Below are 23375 nucleotides of genomic sequence, written 5' to 3' on the forward strand. Positions count from 1 at the left end.
GGAGATGCCCCGCCATACGGAAACCCGCCACCTGCCATACACGCCGGACCAGGTGTTCGATCTGGTTGCCGACGTGAAGCGCTACCAGGAGTTCCTGCCCTGGGTGGCCGCCACGCGGGTGCGCTCCGACAGCGACACCGAAATGATCGCGGACCTGGTGGTCGGCTTCAAGTCGCTCAAGGAGACATTCACGTCGCGGGTGGTGAAGCACCGGCCCGGCAGCATCGTCATCGACTATGTCGAGGGGCCGCTGAAGTTCCTGCACAACAGCTGGAAGTTCAAGCCTGACGGCAAGGGCGGCACCGAAATCGACTTCTGCGTCGACTTCGCCTTCAAGTCGCGCATCTTCGAGACGCTGGCCGGCCAGATGTTCGACCGGGCCCTGCGGCGGATGATCGGCGCATTCGAAACGCGCGCGCACGAGCTTTACGGCTCCGGCGTCCCCGGCATGAGCAGCTCGAGCGCGCAAAGCGCCGCCTGAAGACGCACGCCGCCGCGGCCTAGATCGCCGAATTCCTTGCGATCGGCGACCACCTCCTTGGGGTCGGCACCGCGCCGAGCGCGGGCGAACACGACTGTTCCCACGGGCTTGCGCTCAGTGCCGCCGTCGGGGCCGGCGATGCCGGTGATGGCGACCGCCGTGTCGGCGCGGGTGCGAGCCAGCACGCCCTGCGCCATCGACCAGGCGACCGCTACCGAGACGGAGCCGAACGTCTCCAGCACATCGCTGCTGACCTTGAGCAGATCGACCTTCGCCTCGTCCGCATAGGTGACGAAGCCGCCCTCGAACACGTCGGACGATCCCGGCACTTCGGTCAGCGCCGAGCAGACCAGGCCGCCGGTGCAGCTTTCCGCCACCGCCACCCTCAGGCCGGCGGCGCGGTTCGCCTCGATGACCTTGCGGGCCGCCTGGATCATCTCCTCCGGGAGAATGGTGTCGCGGATGTCGCTCATCTGTCCTCCGGAACTCGCACGGTGGCCACCGCCTGAGCGGCCATGCCTTCGCCGCGTCCGGTGAAGCCGAGCCGTTCGGTCGTGGTCGCCTTGATGCTAATGCTCGCGACCGGCAGCCGCAACAAGGCGGCCACGTTGGCACGGATCGCCTCGCGATGCGGCCCGATCCGCGGCGCCTCGCAGATGATAGTGACGTCCGCATGATCGATCCGGCCGCCGCGCCGCTCGACCAGCGCACGCGCATGCTCGAGGAAGATCGACGAGGCCGCACCGCGCCATTGCGGGTCGCTGGGCGGGAAATGGTCGCCAATGTCGCCTTCGCCGATCGCGCCGAGGATCGCGTCGGTGAGCGCGTGCAGGACCACGTCGGCATCGCTATGGCCTCTGAGGCCGTGGCTGTGTGGGATGGGCAGGCCGCCGAGCCAGAGCGGCTTGCCTTCAGCGAAGGCATGGACGTCGAAGCCGAGGCCGGTGCGGCTGACGAGGGCGGCGGTGAGGCGCTGCTCGGCACGCTCGAAATCGACCGCGTAGGTGAGCTTCTCCAGCGACACATCGCCCTCGACCATCACGACGTCGAGGCCGGTGGCGCGGGCCACCTGCGCGTCGTCAGTGGCCTCGCCTTCGCCGGAGGTCCGATGGGCTGCAAGGATCGAGGCGAAGCGAAAGGCCTGCGGCGTCTGCACGCGCACCAACTGCTCCCGCGGCACCGGCTCGCCAAGCCGCTCGCCGCCGAGAGCAAGCGTATCGACGACGGGAAGCACCGGCACCGCGCCTTCATTCTCCTCCAGCGCATCGAGCAGGGCATCGATGACTCGGGTAGGCAGAAAAGGACGCGCGGCGTCGTGGATCAGAACCCGTTCCGCGCTGCCTTCCGACGCCATGACTTCAAGCCCGTTGCGCACAGACTGCTGGCGGGCCGAGCCGCCAATGATGGGTGAGGGGAGCACACGGCCGGCCAGAGCCGTTTCGTAGAGCGCCTCCTGCCCGGCGCCGATCACGACCCGCACTTCGTCGATGCGGGGGTGGCGGAGGCGGTCGACAGCATGGGCGAGCAGCGCCTGGCCGCCGATCGTGGCATATTGCTTGGGCAGATCGGCGCCGGCGCGGCTGCCGCTGCCCGCCGCCACCACCAGAGCGACCGTCTTCCCCGTTTCCATGGGCGGCGCCCTAGCGGAGCCGAGCCTTGCCCGCCAGCGGCCGCAACATTATGTGCCAGTGGCTTATGCCCCGGCTTTCCCCCATCGCCATCGGTCCCGTCCGCATCGACACTCCGGTCATCCTGGCGCCGATGACGGGCGTCACCGATCGGCCGTTCCGCAGGATCGTCAAGCGCTACGGCGCCGGCCTGACGGTGACGGAGATGATCGCCAGCCAGGCAATGATCCGCGAGACCCGCCAGTCGCTGCAGAAGGCGGCCTGGGACCCGGTCGAGGAGCCGGTGTCGATGCAGCTCGCCGGCTGCGCCCCGGCAGAGATGGCCGAGGCCGCCAGGCTGAACGAAGATCGCGGCGCCGCGATCATCGACATCAACATGGGCTGCCCGGTGAAGAAGGTCGTGAACGGTGACGCCGGCTCAGCACTGATGCGGCAGATCCCGCTCGCCACCGCGATTATCGAGGCGACGGTCAAGGCGGTGAAGGTGCCAGTCACGCTCAAGATGCGGATGGGCTGGGACCATTCTAGCCTAAACGCACCGGAGCTGGCGCGGATCGCCGAGGATCTCGGCGTGCAGATGATCACCGTCCATGGGCGGACGCGCAACCAGCTATACAAGGGGGAGGCGGACTGGGCGTTCGTCCGCAAGGTCAAGGAAGCGGTGTCGCTGCCGGTGATCGTCAACGGCGACATTAACTCGATCGAGGATGCCGAGACCGCGCTCGACCAGTCCGGGGCCGACGGCGTGATGATCGGCCGCGGTGCCTATGGCAAGCCGTGGCTGCTCGGTCAGGTGATGCATTGGCTGAGGACGGGCGAGCGTCTCGCCGACCCGAGCATCGACGAGCAATATCATGTGATCACAGAGCAATATGATGCGATGCTCGAACATTATGGCAGCGTCATCGGCGCCAATTGCGCGCGCAAGCATATCGGCTGGTATACGCGCGGGCTCCACGGCTCGGCCGAGTTCCGCAACGCCTTCAACAAGGAGGCGGACCCGAAGCGTGCCCGGGCCATGCTTCGTGACTTCTATTCGCCCTGGCTCTCCAAAGCGGCGGCCTGAAGAAAATCGTTAACAGCTGTGTTCTTTTTGCCACGACCTCGTGGTAGACCCGCCACGTGAACGCTGAAGCGACGATCGCAGCCGCCGATATTCGACCCCGCTGGCGGCGGCGTTTGTCGATCGCGGTCAAGCGCAGCCGCTTCGTTCCGCTGATCGAGCTGGCGACCCTGGCGGCGCTGATCGCCATGCTGACGATCAGCTACTTCATCATCACGGAGCAGGGGGCGCCGCAATCGTTCCTGACGCCGCCGCTGGTGGCGAGCCTGCTGGTCGCCAATCTGGTGCCGGCCACCGCCCTGATGGTGCTCGTCGCACGTCGCATGGCTGTGCGCCGGGCCGCGCATTCGCCGATCGGGGGAAGGGGACGGCTCCACGTCCGCCTGGTCGCGCTGTTCTCGGTTATCGCCAGCGTGCCGACCCTGCTTGTCGTCGTCTTCGCCTCGATTCTTTTCCAGAGCGGCACCCAATTCTGGTTCTCGGAGCGGGCGCGCACCGTGCTCGAGAATGCCGACCGCGTCGCGCAGGTCTATGCCGAGGACAACACGGACCGGATTACGCGTGACATCAACGCGATGGCCGGGGATGTCGTCGGCTATGTCAACGAATTCGGCGTCGACAGCCCGGCCTTTGCCGACCGCTTCTTCTATCAGGTGGTCGCTCGGGACCTGACCGAGGCGGCGATCATCAATGTTGGGGGGAACAACGCGCTGCAAATGATCGCCGGCGTTAACCTGGACGATCGGCCGCTGGAGAAACGGTTTCCCGCAAGCACGCTGAGACGGCTTCGCGGCGGCGAGACCGGTGTTACCCAAGATGCTGGCGACCGGGTGGAGGCGGTCTACCGGCTCGATCCGCAGGCGGAAGTCTATCTCTACACATCGCGCACCGTGAATCCCGCGGCGCTCCAGCAGCTCCAGGAGGCGCGCACCGCCGCGAGCGATTATCAGCGCGTGCTTGGGCGCTCGCGCACGCTCCAGCTCCGTTTCAATGCCGTCCTGCTGCTCGTGTCGCTGCTCATCGTCGCTATCTCGATCTGGATCGCGCTGACGCTCGCTGACCGGCTCGTTCGGCCGGTGGGCCAGCTCGTCGATGCGGCGCGGCGGGTGACGGCCGGGGACCTCTCCGCCCGAGTGCCGACTTCTCGCGTCAACGACGAGGTCTCCACGCTTGGCAACGCCTTCAATCGGATGACGCGGCGACTGGAGGAGCAGACCAAGGCCTTGCTCTCGGCCAACGCCCAGATCGAAAGCCGCCGCGCCTTCATCGAGGCGGTGCTGTCCGGCGTGACGGCAGGCGTGATCTCGGTCGACCGCGAGCGGCGCATCCGGCTGATCAACAGCTCGGCCGAAGCCTTGCTGAAGGCGAGCCAGAAGGATGCGGTCGGGCAGCCGCTCTCCACTCTGGCGCCGGAGCTTGATGCCCAGCTCGACAGCGATGAGCGGGAGGGCATCATCCAGTTCGCCAGCGGCGGGGAGCCGCGCACGCTCGCCGTGAAGCGGGTGAAGGTGGAAGGGGGCCACGTCGTCACCTTCGACGACATCACCGACCAACTGCTCGACCAGCGCCGCGCCGCCTGGTCGGACGTCGCCCGCCGCATCGCGCACGAGATCAAAAACCCGCTGACCCCGATCCAGCTTGCCGCCGAGCGGCTGCAGCGCCGCTACGGCAAGGAGATCACGTCCGACCAGCCCACTTTCGAACGGCTCACCGGTACGATCGTCCGGCAGGTGGGCGACCTCAGACGAATGGTCGACGAATTCTCCTCATTCGCACGTATGCCGAAGCCGGTCTTCCGTGAGGAAGCGATCGTCGAGATCGTCCGCCAGGCCCTGTTCCTGCACGAAGTCGCGCATCCCGATATCGTCTTCGCGCTGAGCGCGCCCGAACCGTCGCCCATATTGGTCTGCGACCGGCGCCAGCTCGGCCAGGCGCTGACCAATGTCGTCAAGAATGCGGTCGAGGCGATCCAGCAGAAACGGGAGACGGAAGGGCCGGGGGGCGAAGACCGGGTGACGATGCGCGTGTCGACGTCCGGCACCCATCTCTCGATCGCGATCAGCGACACCGGCATCGGCCTGCCGAGCGAGCGCGGACGGCTGACCGAGCCGTATATGACCACTCGCGTCAAGGGGACCGGCCTCGGGCTCGCGATCGTCAAGAAGATCGTCGAGGAGCATTTCGGCAGCATCGAGTTCGAGGATGCAGCGGGCGGCGGCACGTCGGTGCGGCTGATGTTCGACATGGAAACGCTGGCGCGCCTCGGGGAGAGCGGTGCCGATCACAATGAAGAGAGGGCGGTAAACGGCTGAATCTATGGCGCTAGACATTCTCATCGTCGACGACGAACAGGACATACGCGATCTCGTTTCCGGCGTGCTGGAGGATGAGGGCTATGCCGCCCGCACCGCCGGCAGCAGCAGCGAGGCGCTGGCGGCGCTCGCCGAGCGGCGGCCTTCGCTGGTCCTGCTCGACGTATGGCTGCAGGGTTCGAAGCTCGACGGCCTGCAGCTCCTGGAGGAGATCAAGCGCCGCGATCCCTCGCTGCCGGTGCTGATGATCTCCGGCCACGGCAATCTCGACACCGCGGTCGCCGCCATCCGTCAAGGTGCGGTCGACTTCATCGAGAAGCCGTTCGAGGCGGGACACCTGCTGCACCTCGTCGCCCGGGCCACCGAGACCGATCGCCTGAGGCGCGAGAATGAGACGCTGAAGGCGCAGATCGGGCAGGAGACGGAGCTGACCGGCGCCAGCGTCGCGATCAATGCGGTGCGGGCGACGCTGAAGCGCGTCGCCGGCACAGGGAGCCGCGTACTGATCACCGGGCCGGCGGGCGTGGGCAAGGAAGTCGCCGCCCGATTGCTCCACAATTGGAGTCCGCGCGCGCGAGCGCCGTTCATTGTCGTCAGCGCCGCCCGGATGACACCCGAGCGGGTCGAGGAGGAGTTGTTCGGTGTGGAGGAGGGGGGCGAGCTCGCCCGGCCCGGCCTGCTCGAGCAGGCCCATGGCGGCACCCTGTTCCTCGACGAGATCGCCGACATGCCGCTGCCGGCGCAGGGCAAGATCCTCCGCGTCCTCACCGACCAGAGTTTCACCAGGGTCGGCGGTCAGCGCGTCGTCAAGGTCGACATGCGGGTCGTCTCCTCCACCGCCCGGCACCTGCCCGACGAGATTGCTGGCGGCCGGTTCCGCGAGGATTTGTTTTATCGACTCAATGTCGTGCCGGTGCATCTTCCTGCCCTGTCCGAACGGCGGGAAGACATCCCCGAACTCGTTGCTCACTTCGCCGCGCGTTACGCGTCGGAGCAGAGGGTACCGACCCCGAGCCTGTCCGACGACGCGATCGCGGCTCTGCAGGCCTATGACTGGCCCGGCAACGTTCGCCAGCTTCGCAACGTGATCGAACGCACCATCATCCTTTCGCCTTCGGCGCGGATCGGCTGCATCGAGATCGATATGCTGCCGCCCGAGATTCTCAACGAGCAGGCGCAGCTCAGCCCCGGCGAGGCGGTCAAGGCGATCATGGGCACGCCGCTGCGCGAGGCGCGGGAGACGTTCGAGCGCGAATATCTGCGGGTCCAGATCCGGCGCTTCTCCGGCAACATCTCGCGCACCGCCACCTTCATCGGAATGGAGCGGTCTGCCCTGCACCGGAAGCTGAAGGCGCTCGGGATCGGGGATCCGAAGCAGGGGGAGGGCGAATAGCCGCCGGCGCGCAGCCGTGATATTGGACGCCCGATATTGAAAGCCTGAGCGGCGCCTCTAAGTGGAACTCGTCGGAACGCGCATCAAGCGCAGCCGGCCAATAAGGAGAAGGGGTGATGGCCGACAAGGTCAACAATCTCCAGGACCTGTTCCTGAACGGGCTGAGGCGTTCGAAGACGCCGGTCACCATGTTCCTCGTCAAGGGCGTGAAGCTCCAGGGGATCATCACCTGGTTCGACAATTTCTCCGTGCTGCTGCGCCGCGACGGCCAGGCGCAGCTCATCTACAAGCACGCCATATCGACGATCATGCCGTCGCAGCCGCTCGATCTTCGTGACATCGAGCGCGCCTTCGCCGAGCAGATGGACAAGAGGAAGCCGACGCTTCTCCAGGAAGTATTCCTGAGCGCCGTCCGCCGAGCCGAGGAGCCGGTGACGATGTTTCTGGTCAACGGCGTGATGCTGCAAGGTGAGATCGTCGCCTTCGACCTGTTCTGCATGCTGCTCCAGCGCGAGGGGCTGTCGCAGCTCGTCTACAAGCACGCCATCTCGACCGTGCAACCCGAGCGTCCGGTGAGCTTTATGGAATCGGACAGCGAGGAGGGCGAGGCCTGACCGGTTTCGATCTGAATGCCGACAATGAGGTGAGTCGCGGCGCCCGGGCGATTGTGGCGCTGCCGGAGATCGGCGCGGCTGCGAGCCGCAGCACCGAGGCACGACTCGACGAGGCGGCGGGGCTCGCCGAGGCGATCGGCGTCGTGGTGGCCGACAAGCTCGCCTTCCGCGTCCGCGCGCCCAAGGCCGCGACCCTGTTCGGGTCTGGGCAGGTCGAGACCATGGCCGAGGCGGCGCGGCAGGCGGAAGCGGAACTGATCATCGTCGATGCGCCGATCACGCCGATCCAGCAGCGCAATCTCGAGACCGCCACAAAGGCCAAGGTGATCGACCGCACCGGCCTGATCCTCGAAATTTTCGGCGAGCGCGCGGCCACCGCGGAAGGGCGGCTGCAGGTGGAGCTGGCGCATCTCGACTATCAGGCCGGCCGCCTGGTTCGAAGCTGGACCCACCTAGAGCGGCAGCGCGGCGGCTTCGGCTTCCTGGGCGGCCCGGGCGAAACCCAGATCGAGGCCGACCGGCGCCTGATCCGCGACCGAATGGCCAAGCTCCGCAAGGAGTTGGACCAGGTCTCGCGTACCCGCGCTTTGCATCGCGCGCGTCGCCAGCGGGCGCCCTGGCCGGTGATCGCGCTGGTCGGTTACACCAATGCCGGCAAGTCCACGCTCTTCAACCGGCTGACCAACGCCGATGTGATGGCCGAGAACCTGCTGTTCGCGACGCTCGACCCGACCATGCGGGAGATTGCGGTGCCGGGGTTCGACAAGGCGATCCTGTCGGACACGGTCGGCTTCATCTCCGACCTGCCGACCCAACTCGTTGCCGCCTTCCGCGCGACGCTGGAGGAGGTGATCTCCGCCGATCTCATCATCCACGTCCGCGACATCTCGCATCCCGACACCGACGCCCAGCGTGACGATGTCGAGCGGGTCCTGAAGGAGATCGAGGCGGGGGAGGCAGCCCGGCAGCCGGTGCTCGAAGCCTGGAACAAGATCGACCTGCTTTCCCCTGACGAGGTCGAGAGCGTGCAGGCGGAGGCGGAGCGCAAGGAGGGCGTCGTGCCGATATCCGCTCTTGGCGGGCAGGGCGTGGACGATCTCATCCGCACGGCCGCGGAACGGCTGCGGGAGAATAATCGGGTGCGCACGGTGACGCTGCCAGCGACGGCGGGCGAGGCGATCGCCTGGCTGCATGCCAATGGCGAGGTGATTGACCAGCGCAGCGAAGGTCTTGAGACGGAATATGAGGTCCGGCTCTCAGATGCCGACTGGGCGCGGTTCCAGACGCATCATCTGCAGGTTTAGAGCTCGCGCTTGGCGCGGTGCCACAGCGCCTCGATCTCGTCGATGTCCATTTCCGACAGCGGGCGTTCAGACAAAGTCTCAACCTTGCGGAAGCGCTGCTCGAAACGCGCTGCTGCACCGCGCAGGGCTGCTTCCGGATCGACGTCGAGGTGGCGTGCCAGGTTGACCACCGAGAAGAGCAAGTCACCGAGTTCGGCCGCGCGCTCGTCCTGGGTCTCGGCGGCTTCGATCTCGGCGAGCTCCTCGTGAATCTTGGCGACAGGGCCGCTGACATCGGGCCAGTCGAAGCCGACGCGGGCGGCGCGGCGCTGGAGCTTCTCGGCGCGCTTCAGCGCCGGCAGCGCGAGTGCGACATGCGCGAGCGCACTGGCGTCCTCACGCTGGCCGCGCTCGGCGGCCTTCAGGGCTTCCCAGCCGGGGCTGTGAGCCTCATCGCCGAAGATGTGCGGATGGCGGCGGACCATCTTGGCCGAGATGGTCTGGATGACGTCACCGAGGTCGAAGGCGCCAAGCTCTTCGGCGATGCGGGCATGATAGACGACCTGGAGCTGGAGGTCGCCGAGCTCGTCCTTGAGATCGTCCATGTCGCCGCGCTCAATCGCGTCCGCGACTTCGTAAGCTTCCTCGATCGTGTATGGCGCGATGGTCGCGAAGGTCTGCTCGCGATCCCAGGCGCAGCCATTCACCGGATCGCGCAGGCGGCGCATGATCTCGACTAGCTCGTGCAGAGCGGAAGAGGGCGAATGATCAGGCAAAGGTGGAGGCATCTGGAAGTGCGATAATATACATTATGTAAAATACGCTACGGTTTGAGGATGAGGCGGTTGCGCTCCACCCCCCAGCCCGAGAGCGACGACAGGAAGTTCATGCCGAGCACGTTGGTCTCGCCGAAGCCCTCCGAGATGTGCACGCCGACATCCTCGCGGACGATGTGACCGACCTGAAGCTTGTCTGCGCGGCCGCGGTCTACCGACACGGTGCCGTTGGCGGTGCGGACGATCGCCGGGATGCTGCTGCTCGGCTCGATGCCGGCGCGGCGCGCCGTCTCGACCGAGATGCTGGTGGTGGTGGCGCCGCTGTCGACGAGGAAGCGCGCCGGCTCTCCGTTGATCCGCGCGTCGACCCAGAAATGGCCGTCCAGCGACTGCTTGATCTCAAGATTGCCGCCGACTTCCAGGCCCGTGCTCTCGGCGCGCCGTTCGTCCAGCACCTGGTTAGCGAACCCGACGATGTCGTCCTTCATCTGGAACGCGACGAAAGCGGCCAAGAAGATTACGACCCAGCCGGCAAACATCTTTAGGCCTTGGCCGATCGGCACCCGGCGCACCACGAAGGCGCTGGCGACGAAGACCAGGATCGCGACGAGGTAGATGAACTCAGCGGTGCGGTCGCCGCTCACAAGGCGATCTCCTGGCCGTCGAAGCCGGGCTCCACGCCCGCCGGCAGCTCCGCGAGTAGCCCGCGATAATCCATGCTGTGGTCCATGTGGGTCAGGATAGCACGCTTGGGCTGAACGGCAGCAATCCACTCCAGCGTCTCGGACAGGCTGGCATGCGATGGATGCGGTCGCCGGCGCAGCGCATCCACGATCCAGATGTCGATGCCGCTGAACAAGGCGATCATCTCCTCGGTGATGCCGTTGACGTCGGTCGAGTAACCGATGGAGGTACCGGCAGCATCGAAGCGGAAGCCGGCAGAGGTGATGTCGCCGTGCGGCTGATCCACGGTGCGGATCGAGATCGGGCCGATCTCGATCCGGTCCGGAAGCAAATTAGCGCTCGCGACGGGCGGATAGCCGCCCTTGCCTTCGAAGATGTAGCCGAACCGGCCGAGCAAGGTGTCCAGCGTGTCCTCGCGTGCATAGCCGGGCACCGCGCTTCCGCGCGCGTGGAAGATCTGTCGGAGGTCGTCGATGCCGTGACAATGGTCGGCATGGTCGTGGGTCCAAAGGACCGCATCGAGCGTGCGGACGCGGGCGTCGAGCAGCTGCTCGCGGACGTCGGGACCGGTGTCGACGAGCAGGCTCGTGCCGCCATCCTCGACCAGAATCGACACGCGCCGGCGCCGGTTCTTGAGCTCGGCGGGATCGCAGTCGCCCCAGTCGTTGCCGATGCGCGGCACGCCGGACGAGGTGCCGCAGCCGAGAATGCGGACACGCACGCTCAGGCGGCTTTGCGGAACAACGTGTTGAAGTTCTTGCTGGTATAGTCGGCCAGCCGCTCGACCGCCTCGCCTCTCAGGTCAGCAAGAAAACGGGCCGTGTCCGCGACAAAGGCGGGCTCGCACGGCCTGCCGCGATGGGGCACCGGCGCGAGGAATGGCGCGTCGGTCTCGATCAGCAGCCGGTCCTCGGGAATGTCCTTAGCGACTGCAGCCAAGTCTTTGGCATTCTTGAAGGTCACGATGCCGGACATGGAGATGTAGAGGCCGAGGTCGAGCGCCTTGCGAGCGAAGTCGGCGCTCGCCGTGAAGCAGTGGATGACGCCGGTGAAGGCCCCCTTCCCCATTTCGTCGCGCAGTATCTCGGCCGTGTCCTCTTCCGCGTCGCGCGTATGGACGATGATCGGCAGCCCAGTCTCACGCGCGGCAGCGAGGTGCGAGCGGAAGCTGGCCCGCTGCCGGTCTCGGTCCGAACGATCATAATAGAAATCGAGGCCGCTCTCGCCGATCCCGACCACGCGCGGGTGACCCGCGCGCTCGACCAGTGTCCCCGTCTCGACGTCCGGATGAATGTCCGCCTCGTGCGGGTGGATGCCGACTGAGGCCCAGACATCCGGCTCGCGTTCGGCGACCGCGATGACGTCGCCCCATTCGCTGGCGCGCGTGGAGATGTTCAGCATCTTCGCGACGCCGGCGTCGCGGGCACGCTGGATGACGGCGGTCTGCTCCTCGACCAGGCCTTTGTAGTTCAGGTGGCAGTGGCTATCGACGAACATCAGCTCTCCGGGGGAAGCTCCAACCTCGGGAAGATGGGCTTCGGCGCATCGAGCTTAAAGCCCGAACTTGCCAGGCGGTGGTAACTCTCGGCATTTCCGGTGGTCGCATAGTCACGCTCGCCGGCCGGAATTCCCATTTGGTCCAGCAGCTTCGCGGCCGAGCCGGGAATGATGGGCTGGATCGCGATGGCGAGGTCCCGTATCGCCTGGCACAAGGTCGCGAGCACCGCCGCCATCCGCTCCGGATCCGTCTTGCGAAGCGCCCACGGCGCCTGCGCGTCGATATATTGATTGCAGGCGAAGACGGCGCGGAGCCACGCTTCGATGCCCTGGCTCAGCGCCAGATCCTCGAACAGGCGGCACATCTCCGCCGTCGCAGCACGGACGGTGTCGAGCAGTTCAGCGTCCGCAGCGTCGCCCTTCCCTCCCAGCGGCAGCATCCCGTCGCAATTCTTCGCGATGAAGGAGAGCGTGCGCTGGGCGAGGTTGCCGAAGCTGTTGGCGAGATCGGCGTTGACGCGGGTGACGATCGCCTCGCTGCTGTAGCTGCCGTCCTGGCCGAAGGTGACGTCGCGCAGCAGGAAATAGCGAAGCTGGTCCACGCCCACACTATCGGCGAGCGCCAGCGGATCGAGGACGTTGCCCGCGGATTTCGACATCTTTTCGCCCCGCAGGAGGACGTGGCCGTGACCGAACACCTGCTTCGGCAGCGGCAGTCCCGCGGACATCAGGAAAGCCGGCCAGTAGACGGCGTGGAAGCGGACGACATCCTTGCCGATGATGTGGACATCGGCCGGCCAGAAATTCTTGTAAGTGTCTGACTCGACGTCCGGATAGCCAATGCCGGTCAGATAGTTGGTGAGCGCGTCCAGCCACACGTACATGACGTGCGTATCGCTACCGGGCACCTTCACCCCCCAGTCGAAGCTGGTTCGCGAGATGGACAGGTCGGAGAGGCCGCCCTCGACGAAACGCAGCACCTCGTTGCGGCGGGAGTCGGGACGGATGAACCCGGGATTCGCTTCGTAATGGGCGAGCAGCCGGTCCTGATAGGCGGACAGGCGGAAGAACCAGCTCTCCTCGACCGTCCACTCGACCTCGGTGCCCTGCGGCGACAGGCGCTCGCCGCTGTCCGCGGTGACGAGCTCCTTCTCGTCATAATAAGCTTCATCGCGGACCGAGTACCAGCCCTCGTAGCGGCCGAGATAGATGTCCCCCCTCTCCTCCATCGCGGTCCAGATCGCCTGGCTCGCCGCGTGATGAGCAGGCTCGGTGGTGCGAATGAAGCGATCGTACGAAACCTCAAGCCGATCATCCATCGCCTTGAAGTATCCGGACATTTCTTCGGCGAGCGCGAGCGGGGCCACTCCCCTCTCCCGCGCCGTCTGGGCCATCTTGAGCCCGTGCTCGTCGGTGCCGGTGAGGAAAAAGACGTCGCGTCCGTTCAGCCGCTGGAAGCGCGCGATCGCGTCGGTCGCTATGGCTTCGTAGGCATGGCCGATATGGGGCCTTCCGTTGGGATAGCTGATCGCGGTGGTGATGTAGAAAGGCTTGGTCATCGCCGCGGCATCTATCGGCTCAAAGCTGAATGCGCACCCTGAAACTCAGGCGGCGCGTCTCGGCGCGAGCGCGGCGAGCAGGCCGGCCAGTTCGAAAACGACGCTCTGCGGCTCCAGCGATAGGCGGGTTGCGCTTCCGGCAAGGTCCTGGGCCCGTTCCCAGAGGCGGATCGCTTCGGCCAGCGCGGCGCCGCTCCGCGCTTTGGCGTGCTCCGCGATCAGCGAAGGCGTCCGGGCAAGGAAAATCTCGTAGCGCGCCTGCGCCGACTTGAGGGAGAGGCTCTGGGCGAGCTGGCTGCGCCTGGCGTTGGTCGGATCGCCGCTCTGGATAAGGTCGCGCATGGTGCGGTCGAGCGCATCGATCTCGAGGCCGCGGAAGGCGATGGCGCGGCCGGGCGAGCCCTCCCCAATTTCCGCCAGCGCCTTGATTTCACTGGCTTCCGCGTCAGGCAAGGCGGCTTCGAGCGCAGACGTTATGGCGTCGGGCTCCAGGCGCGAGAGGCGCAGTTGCCGGCAGCGGGAGCGGATCGTCGGCAGCAGCCGCTCGGGCGAATGGCTGACCAGCAGGAACAGGCTGTTGGCGGGCGGCTCCTCCAGATTCTTGAGCAAGGCGTTGGCCGCGGGCCGCTCGAGATCGTCGATCGCATCGATGATCACCACCCGCCAAGGCGACAGCGAAGGCGTGGTCGCGAACAGCCGCTGCAGGCTCCTAACCTGATCGACCGTGATGCTGCGAGCGAGCTCGGCGCCGCTGTCTTTGGTCAAGCGCTCCAAGCGCATCAAGTCGGGATGGCTGCCCGCTTCCACCAGCTTGGCGATGGGATGCTCGTCGGCGACGTCAAGTCCGGGAGCGGTGACCGGCGGCCCCGCTCCTTCGGCCAGCACGCGCAGCGCCGCCTTGCCCGCCAACAGCGCCTTTCCGACGCCCTCGGGGCCGCTGATCAGCCAGGCATGGTGCAGGCGCCTGTCGGCAAGACCAGCGCGGAAAGCAGAGACCGCTTCGTCATGGCCGTAGAGGGCAGTCATGGGAGCAGGTCTTCAAGCTCGGCGAGCAGACGCGCCGTCACATCCTCGGCCGATCCGGACGCATCGACGATACGGAAACGCTGTGGCTCCTCATCGGCGATGGCGCCGAAGGCGGCGGCGACGCCGGCATGATAGTCCGTGCCGCGTGAGCCGATCCGGTCACCGGCATTGCCGTCGCGCCGCGCGGCCCGATCGGCGGCGGCCTCGGCGGGGAGCTGGAGGAGCAAGGTCCGGTCAGGTAGGAAGTCGCGGCTGCCGATCTGGTGGAGCTGGCGGATGGTTGCGGAGCCGAGGCCGCCGGCGCCGCCCTGATAGGCGATGGAGCTGTCGAGGAATCGGTCGCTCAGCACCCATTTGCCGGCCTCGACCGCGGGCCGGATGGTGCGGACGACGTGGTCGGCGCGGGCCGCAGCGAACAGCAAAGCTTCGGCTTCGAGCGTCCAGCGATCCTCCTCACCCTGGAGGAGCAGGCCCCGGATCGCCTCGGCGCCGGGGCTTCCGCCCGGCTCGCGCGTCTCGACCACCTCGAGGCCGCGGGCGCGGAGCGCCACGGCCAAGCGGCGGGCCTGCGTGGACTTGCCGACCCCCTCCCCGCCTTCCAGGCTGATGAAGCGGCCGCGCTTTCCCGCTTTGGCCTCAGCCACCGTCAGGCGAAGAGCGAGGCGAGGCCGGCCCAGAGGCGGCCAAAGAAACCTGCTTCCTCCACCGCTTCGGCGGCAACGAGCGGCATCGTCTGCGGCGGCGTGTCGCCGGTCTGGACGATCAGGTTGGCGATATGCTGGCCCTTGGCGATCGGTGCCTTGATCGGGCCGTCATAGACGACCTTGACGCGCATGTTGCCGCTGGCGCCGGCGGGCAGGGTCACGGCGAGATTGCGCGGGGCGAGAAGCCCTACCTCCTCCTCGTCGCCAAGCTGCACGCGGGCCTTGGCGACCTCCTTGCCGGCGGCGAAAAGCGGCTGCGCCTGCCAGGCGCGGAAGCCCCAGTCCATGAATTTCACGCTCTCGTCGGCGCGGCCATTATAGCTGTCGAGGCCGGCGACGACCATGATCAGGCGGCGCCCGTTCTGCTCGGCCGAGCCGGTAAAGCCATAGCCGGCCTCGGCAGTGTGGCCGGTCTTGAGGCCGTCCGCGCCCTGCACCTTGCCGAGCAAAGGATTGCGGTTGCCCTGGGTGATCGGCTGTCCGCCGCCAAGGGTGCGGCCCCAGGTGAAGCTCTCCTTCTGGTAGAAGTCCTTGTAGAGCTTCGGCGTCTCGCTGACCGTCGCTTCGGCGAGGCGGGCGAGGTCCCGGGCGGTCGTGTAGGTGACGCCCTCGTCCGGCCAGCCGTTCGAATTGCCGAAATTCGAATTGGTCATGCCGAGGCGCTTGGCCTCCTGGTTCATCAGCGCGACGTACGCGGGCTCCGTGCCGGCGATGCATTCGGCGAGGACCACTGTCGCGTCGTTGCCCGACAGGGTGACGATGCCGTGGAGCAGATTCTCGACGCTGACCTGCTCGCCGGCGGAGAGGAACATGGTCGAACCTGCCTGCGGGCCGTGCCACTGCCGCCACGTCTCCGGGCGCACGGTGCACATCTTGTTCAGCTGAAGCTTGCCCTGCTTGATGAGGTGGAAGGCGAGATGGGTGGTCATCATCTTCGCCATCGAGGCGGGCGGAATCCGCCGGTCCGCGTCCTTGGCGTAGAGAATTGCGCCGGAGGACAGGTCCTTCATGAAGGCGACGGGCGCGGGCGTGTCGAATGGCGGCGCGGCCGCGACCGCCGGAAGGCTGAGTGCAGTGGCGAAAAAACCGAAAAGCAAAGCCTTACGCTTCATGATTTAGAACCATTCCCAAGATGTTGAGCCCCGCGCGGTCGCCCGCGTCGCGATATGATTAACGAATGAGCAGAAGGCGCGCCAGCCGCTTCAGCGGGCAATCGCATCCGCAAGCAGGCCGACCGACAGCGCGTAGAAGTTCGAGCAATTGTAATCGAGGATGGTGCGGTAGTTGGTCGTCAGCAGATAGGCGGTGTTGCCCGGACCGTCCGGCTCGAGCAGGCTGGCGAGCTCGGTATCGGGCAGCGCGCGGCCCTGCGGCACGATGCCCAGGCGGCGCCACTCGCCATAGGTCTTCCACTGGCTGTGCCGCTCATGCACGCGGGGGCAGCGCGGACTGGCGAGGCGGGTGCCGAGATTGGCACGGTCGAATCCGGCGGGGACGCTGACCGGAACCCCCCAAGCCACGTTCGGCTTCCAGCCGGCATTGCTGAGGTAATTGGCGATCGAGGCGAGGCCGTCAGGCTGGCTCGACCAGATGTTGGCGCGCCCGTCGCCGTCGCCGTCGGCGGCGACGCGGAGATAGACCGACGGCAGGAATTGCGGATAGCCGGTGGCGCCCGCCCAGCTGCCCTTGAGCTGACTGCGCGGATAGCCGCGGTCCATCAGGCGGAGGGTGGCGATGAACTCATCCCTGAAGAGCTCGCGGCGCCGGCCCTCATAAGCCAGGCTGGCGAGCGAGTTGAGCAGGTCGAAGTCACCGGTGACCGCCCCGTAGCTGGTCTCATGGCCGAAGATGGCCAGCATGATCGTCGGCGAGACGCCGTAGCGGCGGCCGACGTCGGTCAGCCTCGATGCATTCACGGAATAGACCTGCTTGCCGCGGCTGATGAGGGCCGCGTTCACGTGGCGGCGTCGATAGGGTTCGAAAGGCGGAATGGCGCTGCTGCCCGACGCGCCGCCCGGCTGAGCCTGATCGAGCTCGATCGTGCGCGGGCTGAACTGAAGGTTCGAGAAAGCCAGGTCGATCGTGCGCTGGCTGATTCCCGCCCGCTGCGCTTCGCTGCGAAGCTGCGGCACATAAGCCCTGAAACCCGCTTCGGTGTAGGGCCCGCTTTGCATTGCCGCGGCGGCCGTGCCGGCATGGTAAGGTGGGAAGGCCGCGAGGGCCAGCGCCACCATCTGCTCCAACAAACGCATACTCAATCGCCCCTCCTCGCACGGGCCTCTTGGCATAAGCGCGCATGCCTTCACACCGGTTCCGTCGCGCGGCTTGCACGGAACGGCGCTTGACGCTTAAGCGCGTCCAAGGATGGGTGGCCGAGTGGTTTAAGGCAGCGGTCTTGAAAACCGCCGTGGGTGCAAGCTCACCGTGGGTTCGAATCCCACCCCATCCGCCAGATCTCGCGTCCGGTCAGTGACGAGGCTGTGACCCTTTTTTTCCTGCAGATGGCGGAAATTGGCCGCTCGTCCCGCCTGGCGAGAAGAAAAAGGTTGAAAAATCCCCCCGGATTACCAGATGCCGCTCACGCTCCCCTTTCTCGCGAGCGATTCCTTTTCCAAGACACGAAGCCATCATGCCCATCCTGACCTGTCCCGCTGATTTCAAGGACCATGCCCCCTCCAAGACCAACCGCCAGCTGGCGGAGCGCTATGGGGTGGGCGAAAAGACCATCACCCGCTGGCGCAAGGAAACCGGCTGCACGGCGACCATCCGCCCGTTCGCGAGCGCGGCGCTGCCCAAGCAGCACGTGCCTTCGATCAGCCCCGGCCTTGCCAGCGAGGCGGCCCAGTATCTCCGCAAGACTCATCGCCCGGTTTATCACCGCGTGATCGAGGGCAAGGAGTTCCGCGGCCAATATGTCGTCGGCACCCAGCTGCTGAGCGAGAACGAGGTCGTCGCGCTCGCCGAGGAGAAGGGCTTCCAGCCCTATAACCGGTTGTTCGACCTCGCCAGCTGACGGCTTTCGTCTTCATCCTCCGTTAGCCTGCGCATTTAACCAAAGCGCAAGGCGGCGCGATTATTCTGCGCGCCTTCACGGGGGAGTTTGCATGGAAGCGATCCGCAAGAAGCCGAATTATGTGCAGCGCCCGCCGCGCTGGTCGATCACGTCCGATACGACGGTGGTCGACGGCTGCGGACGTCAGCTCCAGACCCGGCTGTGGAACATCTCCAAGGGCGGCTTCATGGCCGAATGCGAGGAGAAGCTCCCGATCGGTGCCGAGATCGTGATCGACCTCCCGGGGCGCGGTCTGGTGCGCGCCGAAGTGCGCTGGGCGCTCGGCTGGCGCTTCGGCGGGATGATCCTCGGCGACGCCGAGCCCGAAGCCGCCAACGAAGACTGATTTTCCGGCTTGCGGCCTCCCCTTCCGGCCGAGATGATCGGCGGGATGGGTAGTGCTCCGCATCCTCAGAGCAGAAAGCCGACGCCCGACGCGGATCTATTGCGGAGCCATGCCCGCAGGCTTCGCGCGGGCGGCATGCATGACGAGGCGGAGCGGGTCGAGCTGGACGCGATCCGCGCCTCGACGCGCGATCCGGTGCTGGTTCAGGCGGCGCATGCGCTGCGCTCCGACCAGCTCGCCGTCGCCGAGCGGCTGCTGCGCCCGCACCTGAAGGCAAAGCCGACCGATGTGGCGGCGATCCGGATGATGGCCGAGCTTGCCGCCCGGCTCGGCCGCTACGGCGACTCCGAAAATCTGCTGCGGCGGGCGCTGGAGCTCGCTCCCGCCTTTGCCGCCGCGCGGGCTAATCTCGCGACGGTTCTCTACCGGCAGAACCGTCCCTCGGATGCGATCGCCGTGCTCGACGATCTCCTCGGCGACGATCCGTACAATGCCGCGCACCGCAATCTCAAGGCGGCCGCGCTCGGGCGGATCGGCGGCTATGAGGAGGCGCTCGATCTCTATGAGGCGGTCCTCAAGACGCACTCCGATCAGCCCCAGGTCTGGATGAGCTACGGCCATGTGCTGAAGACGGTCGGCCGGCAGCAGGACAGCATCGATGCCTATCGACGGGCGCTCCGGATCGCGCCGACGCTCGGTGAAGCCTGGTGGAGCCTCGCCAATCTCAAGACGGTGAAGCTCGACGAAGCCGACATCGCCAAGATGCAAGGCGCCCTGGACCGACAGGGGCTCCGCCCGGAGGACCGGTTCCACCTGCATTTCGCATTAGGCAAGGCTTTCGAAGACGCCGGCCAGACGGCGCCGAGTTTCCGCCATTATGCGGAGGGGAACCGGCTCCGCCGCGAGGGGATCGAGTACGACCCGGGTGAAATCACGGACCATGTCCGCCGTTCGGAGGCGCTGTTCACGCGCGGCTTCTTCGAAGCGCGGCAAAGCCATGGGTCGGCGGCGCCCGACCCGATCTTCATCCTGGGCATGCCGCGGGCCGGCTCGACGCTGATCGAGCAGATCCTCGCCAGCCATCCGCAGGTCGAAGGCACGATGGAGCTGCCCGACATCCCTGCCCTCGCCAAGCGGCTCGGCGGCCGCAAGCTCAAGAGCGAGCCGACACGCTATCCTGAGTCGCTGGCCGAGCTCTCCGCCGAGGAATGCGCAGCGCTCGGCGAGGAGTATCTCGAACGCACTCGGGTGCAGCGAAAGACCGACCGGCCCTTCTTCATCGACAAGATGCCGAACAACTGGGCCCATCTCGGGCTCATCCAGCTGATCCTGCCCAACGCCAGGATTATCGACGCCCGCCGGCACCCGCTCGGCTGCTGCTTCTCCAACTTCAAGCAGCATTTCGCCCGCGGCCAGGGTTTCAGCTACGCGCAGGACGAGCTCGGCCGCTATTATGCCGACTATGTCCGCCTGCTCCGCCACTTCGATGAGGTGCTGCCGGGCCGCATCCATCGTGTCTTCTACGAGAACATGGTCGAGGAGTCCGATCGCGAGGTGCGTGCGCTGCTCGACTATCTGCGGCTCGAATTCGACCCGGCATGCCTGCGCTTCCACGAGAATGAGCGGGCGGTGCGGACCGCAAGCTCGGAACAGGTGCGGCGGCCCATCAATCGCGAGGGCCTCGACCAGTGGCGCGCCTTCGAGCCCTGGCTCCAGCGGCTGAAGGAGACGCTCGGACCTGTCCTGCGGCTCTATCCCGAAGTGCCGGATGAGACGGAATTGTGACAATATCGGCACAGACGGGCGCAATCGTTACGGGGCAAGTCCACATCTACTGATCCAAATTGACGAAGACGCGGAAGCCTGAACAGATGCTGTCGGGGATCTGATCAGCTGGGGGAAGCTTCGTGCGGAACTTCAACGGGAATTCGGATCGGCGCCGCGCCGGACTTATAGCGGCTTTGCTCGCCACTACGATGATGTGCACGCCCGCTGCGGCGCAGACCGGCCAGCCGCCCGCCAGCGGCGAGGGAAGCGGCGCCGACGACCAGGCGGATACGGGACGCGGCCAGCAAGGCGACACGATCATCGTCACCGCGCAGAAGCGCGAGGAGAACCTCCAGGACGTTCCGATCGCCATCACCGCCTTCGGCACCGAGCGGCTCGACGAGCTCCAGGTCAACGACTTCGACGATTACGCCCGCTACGTGCCGAGCGTCTCGATCCAGACTGCCGGCCCCGGCTTCTCCAACATCTATTTCCGCGGCGTCGCCAGCGGCGAGAATGCCAACCACTCCGCCTCGCTGTCGAGCGTCGGCACCTATCTCGACGAGCAGCCGATCACGACGATCACCGGCGCTCTCGACATCCATATCTTCGACATCTCCCGCGTCGAAGCGCTCGCCGGGCCGCAGGGGACGCTTTACGGCGCTTCCAGCCAGGCAGGCACGATACGCATCATCACCAACAAGCCTGACACGAGCGGCTTCTACGGCGAAGCCAATGTCGAGCTGAACAAGGTCGGGCACGGCGATTTGGGCTATACGGGCGAGGCCTTCATCAATGCGCCGCTGTCGGGCAATGCGGCGGTGCGCGTGGTCGGCTGGTACCGCAAGGACGGCGGCTATATCGACAACATTCCAGGCAGCCTCACCTTCCCGACCTCCGGCATCACCTTCACCAACGACGAGTTCGTCGAGGAGGATTATAACGACGTCGAGACCTATGGCGCCCGCGCAGCGCTGAAGATCGACCTCGACGACAATTGGACCGTCCTGCCCCAGATCATGGCGCAGAAGCAGATCAGCAACGGCACCTTCGCCCAGGAACGCGGCTTGGAGGAGCTCCAGGTCCAGCAATTCAACCGCGAGCATTTCGAGGACAAGTGGTTCCAGGCCGCGCTCACGATCGAGGGCAAGGTCGGCAATTTCGACATGACCTATGCCGGCGCCTATATGCGGCGGCAGATCGACGGCGCGTCGGACTATGTCGACTATGCCTATTTCTATGACGCGCTGGCCGGCTACGGCGCCTACTTCTATGACAATAATGACGAGCTGGTGAACCCGAACCAGTTCATCCTCTCCGACGACAGCTTCACCAAGCAGAGTCACGAGCTGCGCTTTGCCTCGCCGGGCGATCAGCCGGTACGCTTCATCGGCGGCCTCTTCTACCAGCGCCAGACCCACAACATCCAGCAGGACTATATCATCAGGGACATCGCCGACGTGCTCACGGTCCCCGGCACCGACAGCAACATCTGGCTGACCAAGCAGCTCCGCGTCGACCGTGACTATGCGATTTTCGGCGAGCTCACAGCCGACCTGACGTCGAAGCTGAGCCTGACGCTGGGAACGCGCGTCTACCGCTACAAGAATTCGCTGGAAGGCTTCTTCGGCTTCAGTTCCGGCTACAGCAGCCGCACGGGAGTCGCGGCCTGCTTCCGCGACGATGCCGGTAACCTGCTGCCGCCGATCGTCGAGGGCGGACCCTGCACGAACCTCGACAAGACGACGTCGGACACGGATTTCATCCACCGCATCAACGCCACCTACAAGTTCACCGACGATGCGCTCGTCTACGGCACGATCTCGCGCGGCTTCCGGCCAGGCGGCGTCAACCGGCGCGGCACGCTGCCGCCCTACCAGCCCGATTTCATCGACAATTACGAACTGGGCTTCAAGACGAGTTGGCTGAACAACCGGCTGCGCTTCAACGGCGCCATCTACCAGCTCGACTGGACTGACATTCAGCTCTCTTTCCTGGGCGCCAACGGCCTGAGCGAGATCCGCAGCGCCGGCAATGCACGGATTCGCGGCGCCGAGTTCGACCTGTTCGCACGACCGGTGAGCGGCTTCTCAATCAGCCTCGGCGCGTCCTATAACGACGCTGAGATCACGGAGGATTTCTGTTCGATCGCCAATCCCTTGTTCGACTGCACTCTCCCGGGTGCCGACGGCGAGGAGAATGATCTGCTCGCACCCGCAGGCACGCGCCTGCCGATCACATCCCGCTTCAAGGGCAATGCGCTCGCGCGCTACGAATTTCCGGTTGGAACGATGGACGGCCACTTCCAGGCCGGGCTGGTCCATGAAGGACGGCGTACCAGCGACCTGCGCCTGTTCGAACGGGACATCCTCCGGGCCCTTCCCGCTTACACCACGGTCGATCTCAGCGCCGGCGTGCAGGCGGACCGCTGGACGGCGTCGATCTTCGTCAAGAACCTGTTCGACAAGAATGCGGCGGTCGGAAACACGATCCAGTGCACGGAATCGGTCTGCGGCGACCCCGACGGGGTGACGGCGATCGGCCCCAAGATCTACACCTACGTGCTGCAGCCGCGCACGATCGGCGTGAGGCTCGGGACCAAGTTCTGAGCCGCCGCCGCGGTTGACCAAAGGGACGGCCGCGAACATAGCGGCGGCAGATCCGCGCCGCTCCCGCCGGCGCATACCTGCCGACGAGGAAGAGATGGCCGAGACGAAGACCCTTGCGTTCGATTGGGCGGATCCGTTCGGGCTGGACGGGCAGCTTTCGGACGAGGAGCGGCTGGTCCGCGACACCGCCGAGGGCTATGCGCAGGAGCGGCTGCAGCCGCGGGTCACCGAAGCTTATCTCGACGAGGATTTCGATCGCGCCATCATGAGCGAAATGGGTGAGCTCGGCCTGCTGGGCGCGACCATTCCGACGCAATATGGCGGCGCCGGCCTCAACTATGTCAGCTATGGCCTGGTGGCGCGTGCGGTGGAGCGAGTGGACAGCGGCTACCGCTCGGCCATGTCGGTCCAGTCGAGCCTCGTCATGTATCCGATCCACGCCTATGGCTCTGAGGAGCAGCGCAACCGGTATCTGCCCAAGCTCGCCACCGGCGAATGGGTCGGCTGCTTCGGCCTCACCGAGCCCGATGCCGGCTCCGACCCCGCCGGCATGCGGACCGTCGCGAAGAAGGTGGACGGCG

The 23375-nt window shown here is 66.1% G+C and carries 22 protein-coding genes and 1 tRNA gene; 12 read left to right on the forward strand and 11 right to left on the reverse strand.

Translation table 11 applies throughout. From position 1 onward, the window contains the following. Positions 1-4: 4 nt before the first annotated feature. Positions 5-481: a type II toxin-antitoxin system RatA family toxin gene (locus AC5JBD_RS00270; RefSeq protein ID WP_495719749.1), complete on the forward strand. Its 477-nt coding sequence runs from the start codon at positions 5-7 to the stop codon at positions 479-481. On the opposite strand, the gene AC5JBD_RS00275 is transcribed toward AC5JBD_RS00270, so the two are convergent. Together AC5JBD_RS00275 and AC5JBD_RS00280 are read right to left on the reverse strand one after the other, a co-directional pair. Next, complete coding sequence (locus tag AC5JBD_RS00275; RefSeq protein ID WP_495719750.1) at positions 427-954, reverse strand: CinA family protein; 528 nt, start codon at positions 952-954, stop codon at positions 427-429. The two genes, AC5JBD_RS00270 and AC5JBD_RS00275, sit on opposite strands and share 55 nt — an antisense overlap. Beyond that, positions 951-2111: a bifunctional 2-C-methyl-D-erythritol 4-phosphate cytidylyltransferase/2-C-methyl-D-erythritol 2,4-cyclodiphosphate synthase gene (locus AC5JBD_RS00280; RefSeq protein ID WP_495719751.1), complete on the reverse strand. Its 1161-nt coding sequence runs from the start codon at positions 2109-2111 to the stop codon at positions 951-953. Before AC5JBD_RS00280 ends, AC5JBD_RS00275 begins: the two co-directional genes overlap by 4 nt. Before the next feature lie 65 nt (positions 2112-2176). Between AC5JBD_RS00280 and dusB the strand changes: the two genes are divergently transcribed. From dusB to hflX, 5 genes are all read left to right on the forward strand, one after another. After that, the gene (gene dusB, locus AC5JBD_RS00285) at positions 2177-3175 is read left to right on the forward strand and encodes a tRNA dihydrouridine synthase DusB (protein ID WP_495719752.1); all 999 of its coding nucleotides are present in this window, start codon (positions 2177-2179) and stop codon (positions 3173-3175) included. A gap of 56 nt (positions 3176-3231) precedes the next feature. After that, on the forward strand, positions 3232-5484 hold the full coding sequence (locus tag AC5JBD_RS00290) for a sensor histidine kinase (protein ID WP_495719753.1): 2253 nt from the start codon (positions 3232-3234) through the stop codon (positions 5482-5484). A gap of 4 nt (positions 5485-5488) precedes the next feature. Continuing rightward, the gene (gene ntrX, locus AC5JBD_RS00295; RefSeq protein WP_495719754.1) at positions 5489-6877 is read left to right on the forward strand and encodes a nitrogen assimilation response regulator NtrX; all 1389 of its coding nucleotides are present in this window, start codon (positions 5489-5491) and stop codon (positions 6875-6877) included. Between the two features lie 116 nt (positions 6878-6993). Next, positions 6994-7491 carry an RNA chaperone Hfq gene (hfq, locus tag AC5JBD_RS00300; RefSeq protein WP_495719755.1) on the forward strand — a complete coding sequence of 166 codons (498 nt, stop codon included), beginning with the start codon at positions 6994-6996 and terminating at the stop codon, positions 7489-7491. Then, entirely contained in the window at positions 7488-8795 is a 1308-nt protein-coding gene (hflX, locus tag AC5JBD_RS00305) for a GTPase HflX (RefSeq protein ID WP_495719768.1), read from the forward strand. Before hfq ends, hflX begins: the two co-directional genes overlap by 4 nt. On the opposite strand, the gene mazG is transcribed toward hflX, so the two are convergent. The 9 genes from mazG to AC5JBD_RS00350 all read right to left on the reverse strand — a co-directional run bounded on the left by mazG (position 8792) and on the right by AC5JBD_RS00350 (position 17194). Further along, on the reverse strand, positions 8792-9502 hold the full coding sequence (mazG, locus tag AC5JBD_RS00310) for a nucleoside triphosphate pyrophosphohydrolase (protein WP_495719756.1): 711 nt from the start codon (positions 9500-9502) through the stop codon (positions 8792-8794). The genes hflX and mazG overlap by 4 nt on opposite strands. A gap of 95 nt (positions 9503-9597) precedes the next feature. After that, positions 9598-10194 (reverse strand): retropepsin-like aspartic protease family protein, encoded by a 597-nt coding sequence (locus AC5JBD_RS00315; RefSeq protein ID WP_495719757.1) that lies wholly within the window; start codon positions 10192-10194, stop codon positions 9598-9600. Continuing rightward, on the reverse strand, positions 10191-10955 hold the full coding sequence (locus tag AC5JBD_RS00320) for an MBL fold metallo-hydrolase (RefSeq protein ID WP_495719758.1): 765 nt from the start codon (positions 10953-10955) through the stop codon (positions 10191-10193). The genes AC5JBD_RS00315 and AC5JBD_RS00320 overlap by 4 nt, the downstream gene beginning before the upstream one ends. A gap of 2 nt (positions 10956-10957) precedes the next feature. After that, a complete protein-coding gene (locus AC5JBD_RS00325; protein WP_495719759.1) occupies positions 10958-11731 on the reverse strand; it encodes a TatD family hydrolase in 774 nt (257 codons plus the stop codon). Then, the gene (gene metG, locus AC5JBD_RS00330) at positions 11731-13290 is read right to left on the reverse strand and encodes a methionine--tRNA ligase (RefSeq protein ID WP_495719760.1); all 1560 of its coding nucleotides are present in this window, start codon (positions 13288-13290) and stop codon (positions 11731-11733) included. The genes AC5JBD_RS00325 and metG overlap by 1 nt, the downstream gene beginning before the upstream one ends. Positions 13291-13335: 45 nt before the next feature. After that, positions 13336-14316: a DNA polymerase III subunit delta' gene (locus AC5JBD_RS00335; RefSeq protein ID WP_495719761.1), complete on the reverse strand. Its 981-nt coding sequence runs from the start codon at positions 14314-14316 to the stop codon at positions 13336-13338. Beyond that, positions 14313-14960: a dTMP kinase gene (gene tmk / locus AC5JBD_RS00340; protein WP_495719762.1), complete on the reverse strand. Its 648-nt coding sequence runs from the start codon at positions 14958-14960 to the stop codon at positions 14313-14315. Before tmk ends, AC5JBD_RS00335 begins: the two co-directional genes overlap by 4 nt. A gap of 2 nt (positions 14961-14962) precedes the next feature. Then, complete coding sequence (locus AC5JBD_RS00345; RefSeq protein ID WP_495719763.1) at positions 14963-16132, reverse strand: D-alanyl-D-alanine carboxypeptidase family protein; 1170 nt, start codon at positions 16130-16132, stop codon at positions 14963-14965. Positions 16133-16222: 90 nt separating this feature from the next. Beyond that, a complete protein-coding gene (locus AC5JBD_RS00350) occupies positions 16223-17194 on the reverse strand; it encodes a lytic murein transglycosylase (protein WP_495719769.1) in 972 nt (323 codons plus the stop codon). Positions 17195-17382: 188 nt separating this feature from the next. Here AC5JBD_RS00350 and AC5JBD_RS00355 point away from each other — a divergent pair. From AC5JBD_RS00355 to AC5JBD_RS00380, 6 genes are all read left to right on the forward strand, one after another. Next, positions 17383-17472 (forward strand) — tRNA-Ser (locus tag AC5JBD_RS00355). A gap of 177 nt (positions 17473-17649) precedes the next feature. Continuing rightward, complete coding sequence (locus AC5JBD_RS00360) at positions 17650-18033, forward strand: transposase (protein WP_495719764.1); 384 nt, start codon at positions 17650-17652, stop codon at positions 18031-18033. A 91-nt stretch (positions 18034-18124) separates the two neighbouring features. Next, positions 18125-18418 (forward strand): hypothetical protein, encoded by a 294-nt coding sequence (locus tag AC5JBD_RS00365; protein WP_495719765.1) that lies wholly within the window; start codon positions 18125-18127, stop codon positions 18416-18418. Between the two features lie 135 nt (positions 18419-18553). Then, on the forward strand, positions 18554-20203 hold the full coding sequence (locus AC5JBD_RS00370; protein ID WP_495719766.1) for a sulfotransferase family protein: 1650 nt from the start codon (positions 18554-18556) through the stop codon (positions 20201-20203). Between the two features lie 191 nt (positions 20204-20394). Beyond that, a complete protein-coding gene (locus tag AC5JBD_RS00375; RefSeq protein ID WP_495719770.1) occupies positions 20395-22794 on the forward strand; it encodes a TonB-dependent receptor in 2400 nt (799 codons plus the stop codon). 94 nt (positions 22795-22888) lie between these two features. After that, positions 22889-23375, forward strand: a 487-nt coding sequence (locus AC5JBD_RS00380) for an acyl-CoA dehydrogenase family protein (RefSeq protein ID WP_495719767.1), incomplete at its 3' end; no start/stop codon positions are given.

It is taken from the genome of Allosphingosinicella sp. (genome assembly GCF_059502505.1).

Excerpts from the sequence above, each read along its gene's own strand:
- mazG (WP_495719756.1), bottom strand. The coding sequence starts at position 9,502 with ATGCGCCGCCTGCGCGATCCGGTGAATGGCTGCGCCTGGGATCGCGAG.
- AC5JBD_RS00270 (WP_495719749.1), top strand. The coding sequence starts at position 5 with ATGCCCCGCCATACGGAAACCCGCCACCTGCCATACACGCCGGACCAG.
- AC5JBD_RS00360 (WP_495719764.1), top strand. The coding sequence starts at position 17,650 with ATGCCCATCCTGACCTGTCCCGCTGATTTCAAGGACCATGCCCCCTCC.
- AC5JBD_RS00365 (WP_495719765.1), top strand. The coding sequence starts at position 18,125 with ATGGAAGCGATCCGCAAGAAGCCGAATTATGTGCAGCGCCCGCCGCGC.
- AC5JBD_RS00280 (WP_495719751.1), bottom strand. The coding sequence starts at position 2,111 with ATGGAAACGGGGAAGACGGTCGCTCTGGTGGTGGCGGCGGGCAGCGGC.
- AC5JBD_RS00375 (WP_495719770.1), top strand. The coding sequence starts at position 20,395 with ATGATGTGCACGCCCGCTGCGGCGCAGACCGGCCAGCCGCCCGCCAGC.
- metG (WP_495719760.1), bottom strand. The coding sequence starts at position 13,290 with ATGACCAAGCCTTTCTACATCACCACCGCGATCAGCTATCCCAACGGA.
- dusB (WP_495719752.1), top strand. The coding sequence starts at position 2,177 with ATGCCCCGGCTTTCCCCCATCGCCATCGGTCCCGTCCGCATCGACACT.
- AC5JBD_RS00325 (WP_495719759.1), bottom strand. The coding sequence starts at position 11,731 with ATGTTCGTCGATAGCCACTGCCACCTGAACTACAAAGGCCTGGTCGAG.
- AC5JBD_RS00275 (WP_495719750.1), bottom strand. The coding sequence starts at position 954 with ATGAGCGACATCCGCGACACCATTCTCCCGGAGGAGATGATCCAGGCG.
- AC5JBD_RS00350 (WP_495719769.1), bottom strand. The coding sequence starts at position 17,194 with ATGCAAAGCGGGCCCTACACCGAAGCGGGTTTCAGGGCTTATGTGCCG.
- AC5JBD_RS00370 (WP_495719766.1), top strand. The coding sequence starts at position 18,554 with ATGCATGACGAGGCGGAGCGGGTCGAGCTGGACGCGATCCGCGCCTCG.
- hfq (WP_495719755.1), top strand. The coding sequence starts at position 6,994 with ATGGCCGACAAGGTCAACAATCTCCAGGACCTGTTCCTGAACGGGCTG.
- AC5JBD_RS00335 (WP_495719761.1), bottom strand. The coding sequence starts at position 14,316 with ATGACTGCCCTCTACGGCCATGACGAAGCGGTCTCTGCTTTCCGCGCT.
- AC5JBD_RS00345 (WP_495719763.1), bottom strand. The coding sequence starts at position 16,132 with ATGAAGCGTAAGGCTTTGCTTTTCGGTTTTTTCGCCACTGCACTCAGC.
- ntrX (WP_495719754.1), top strand. The coding sequence starts at position 5,489 with ATGGCGCTAGACATTCTCATCGTCGACGACGAACAGGACATACGCGAT.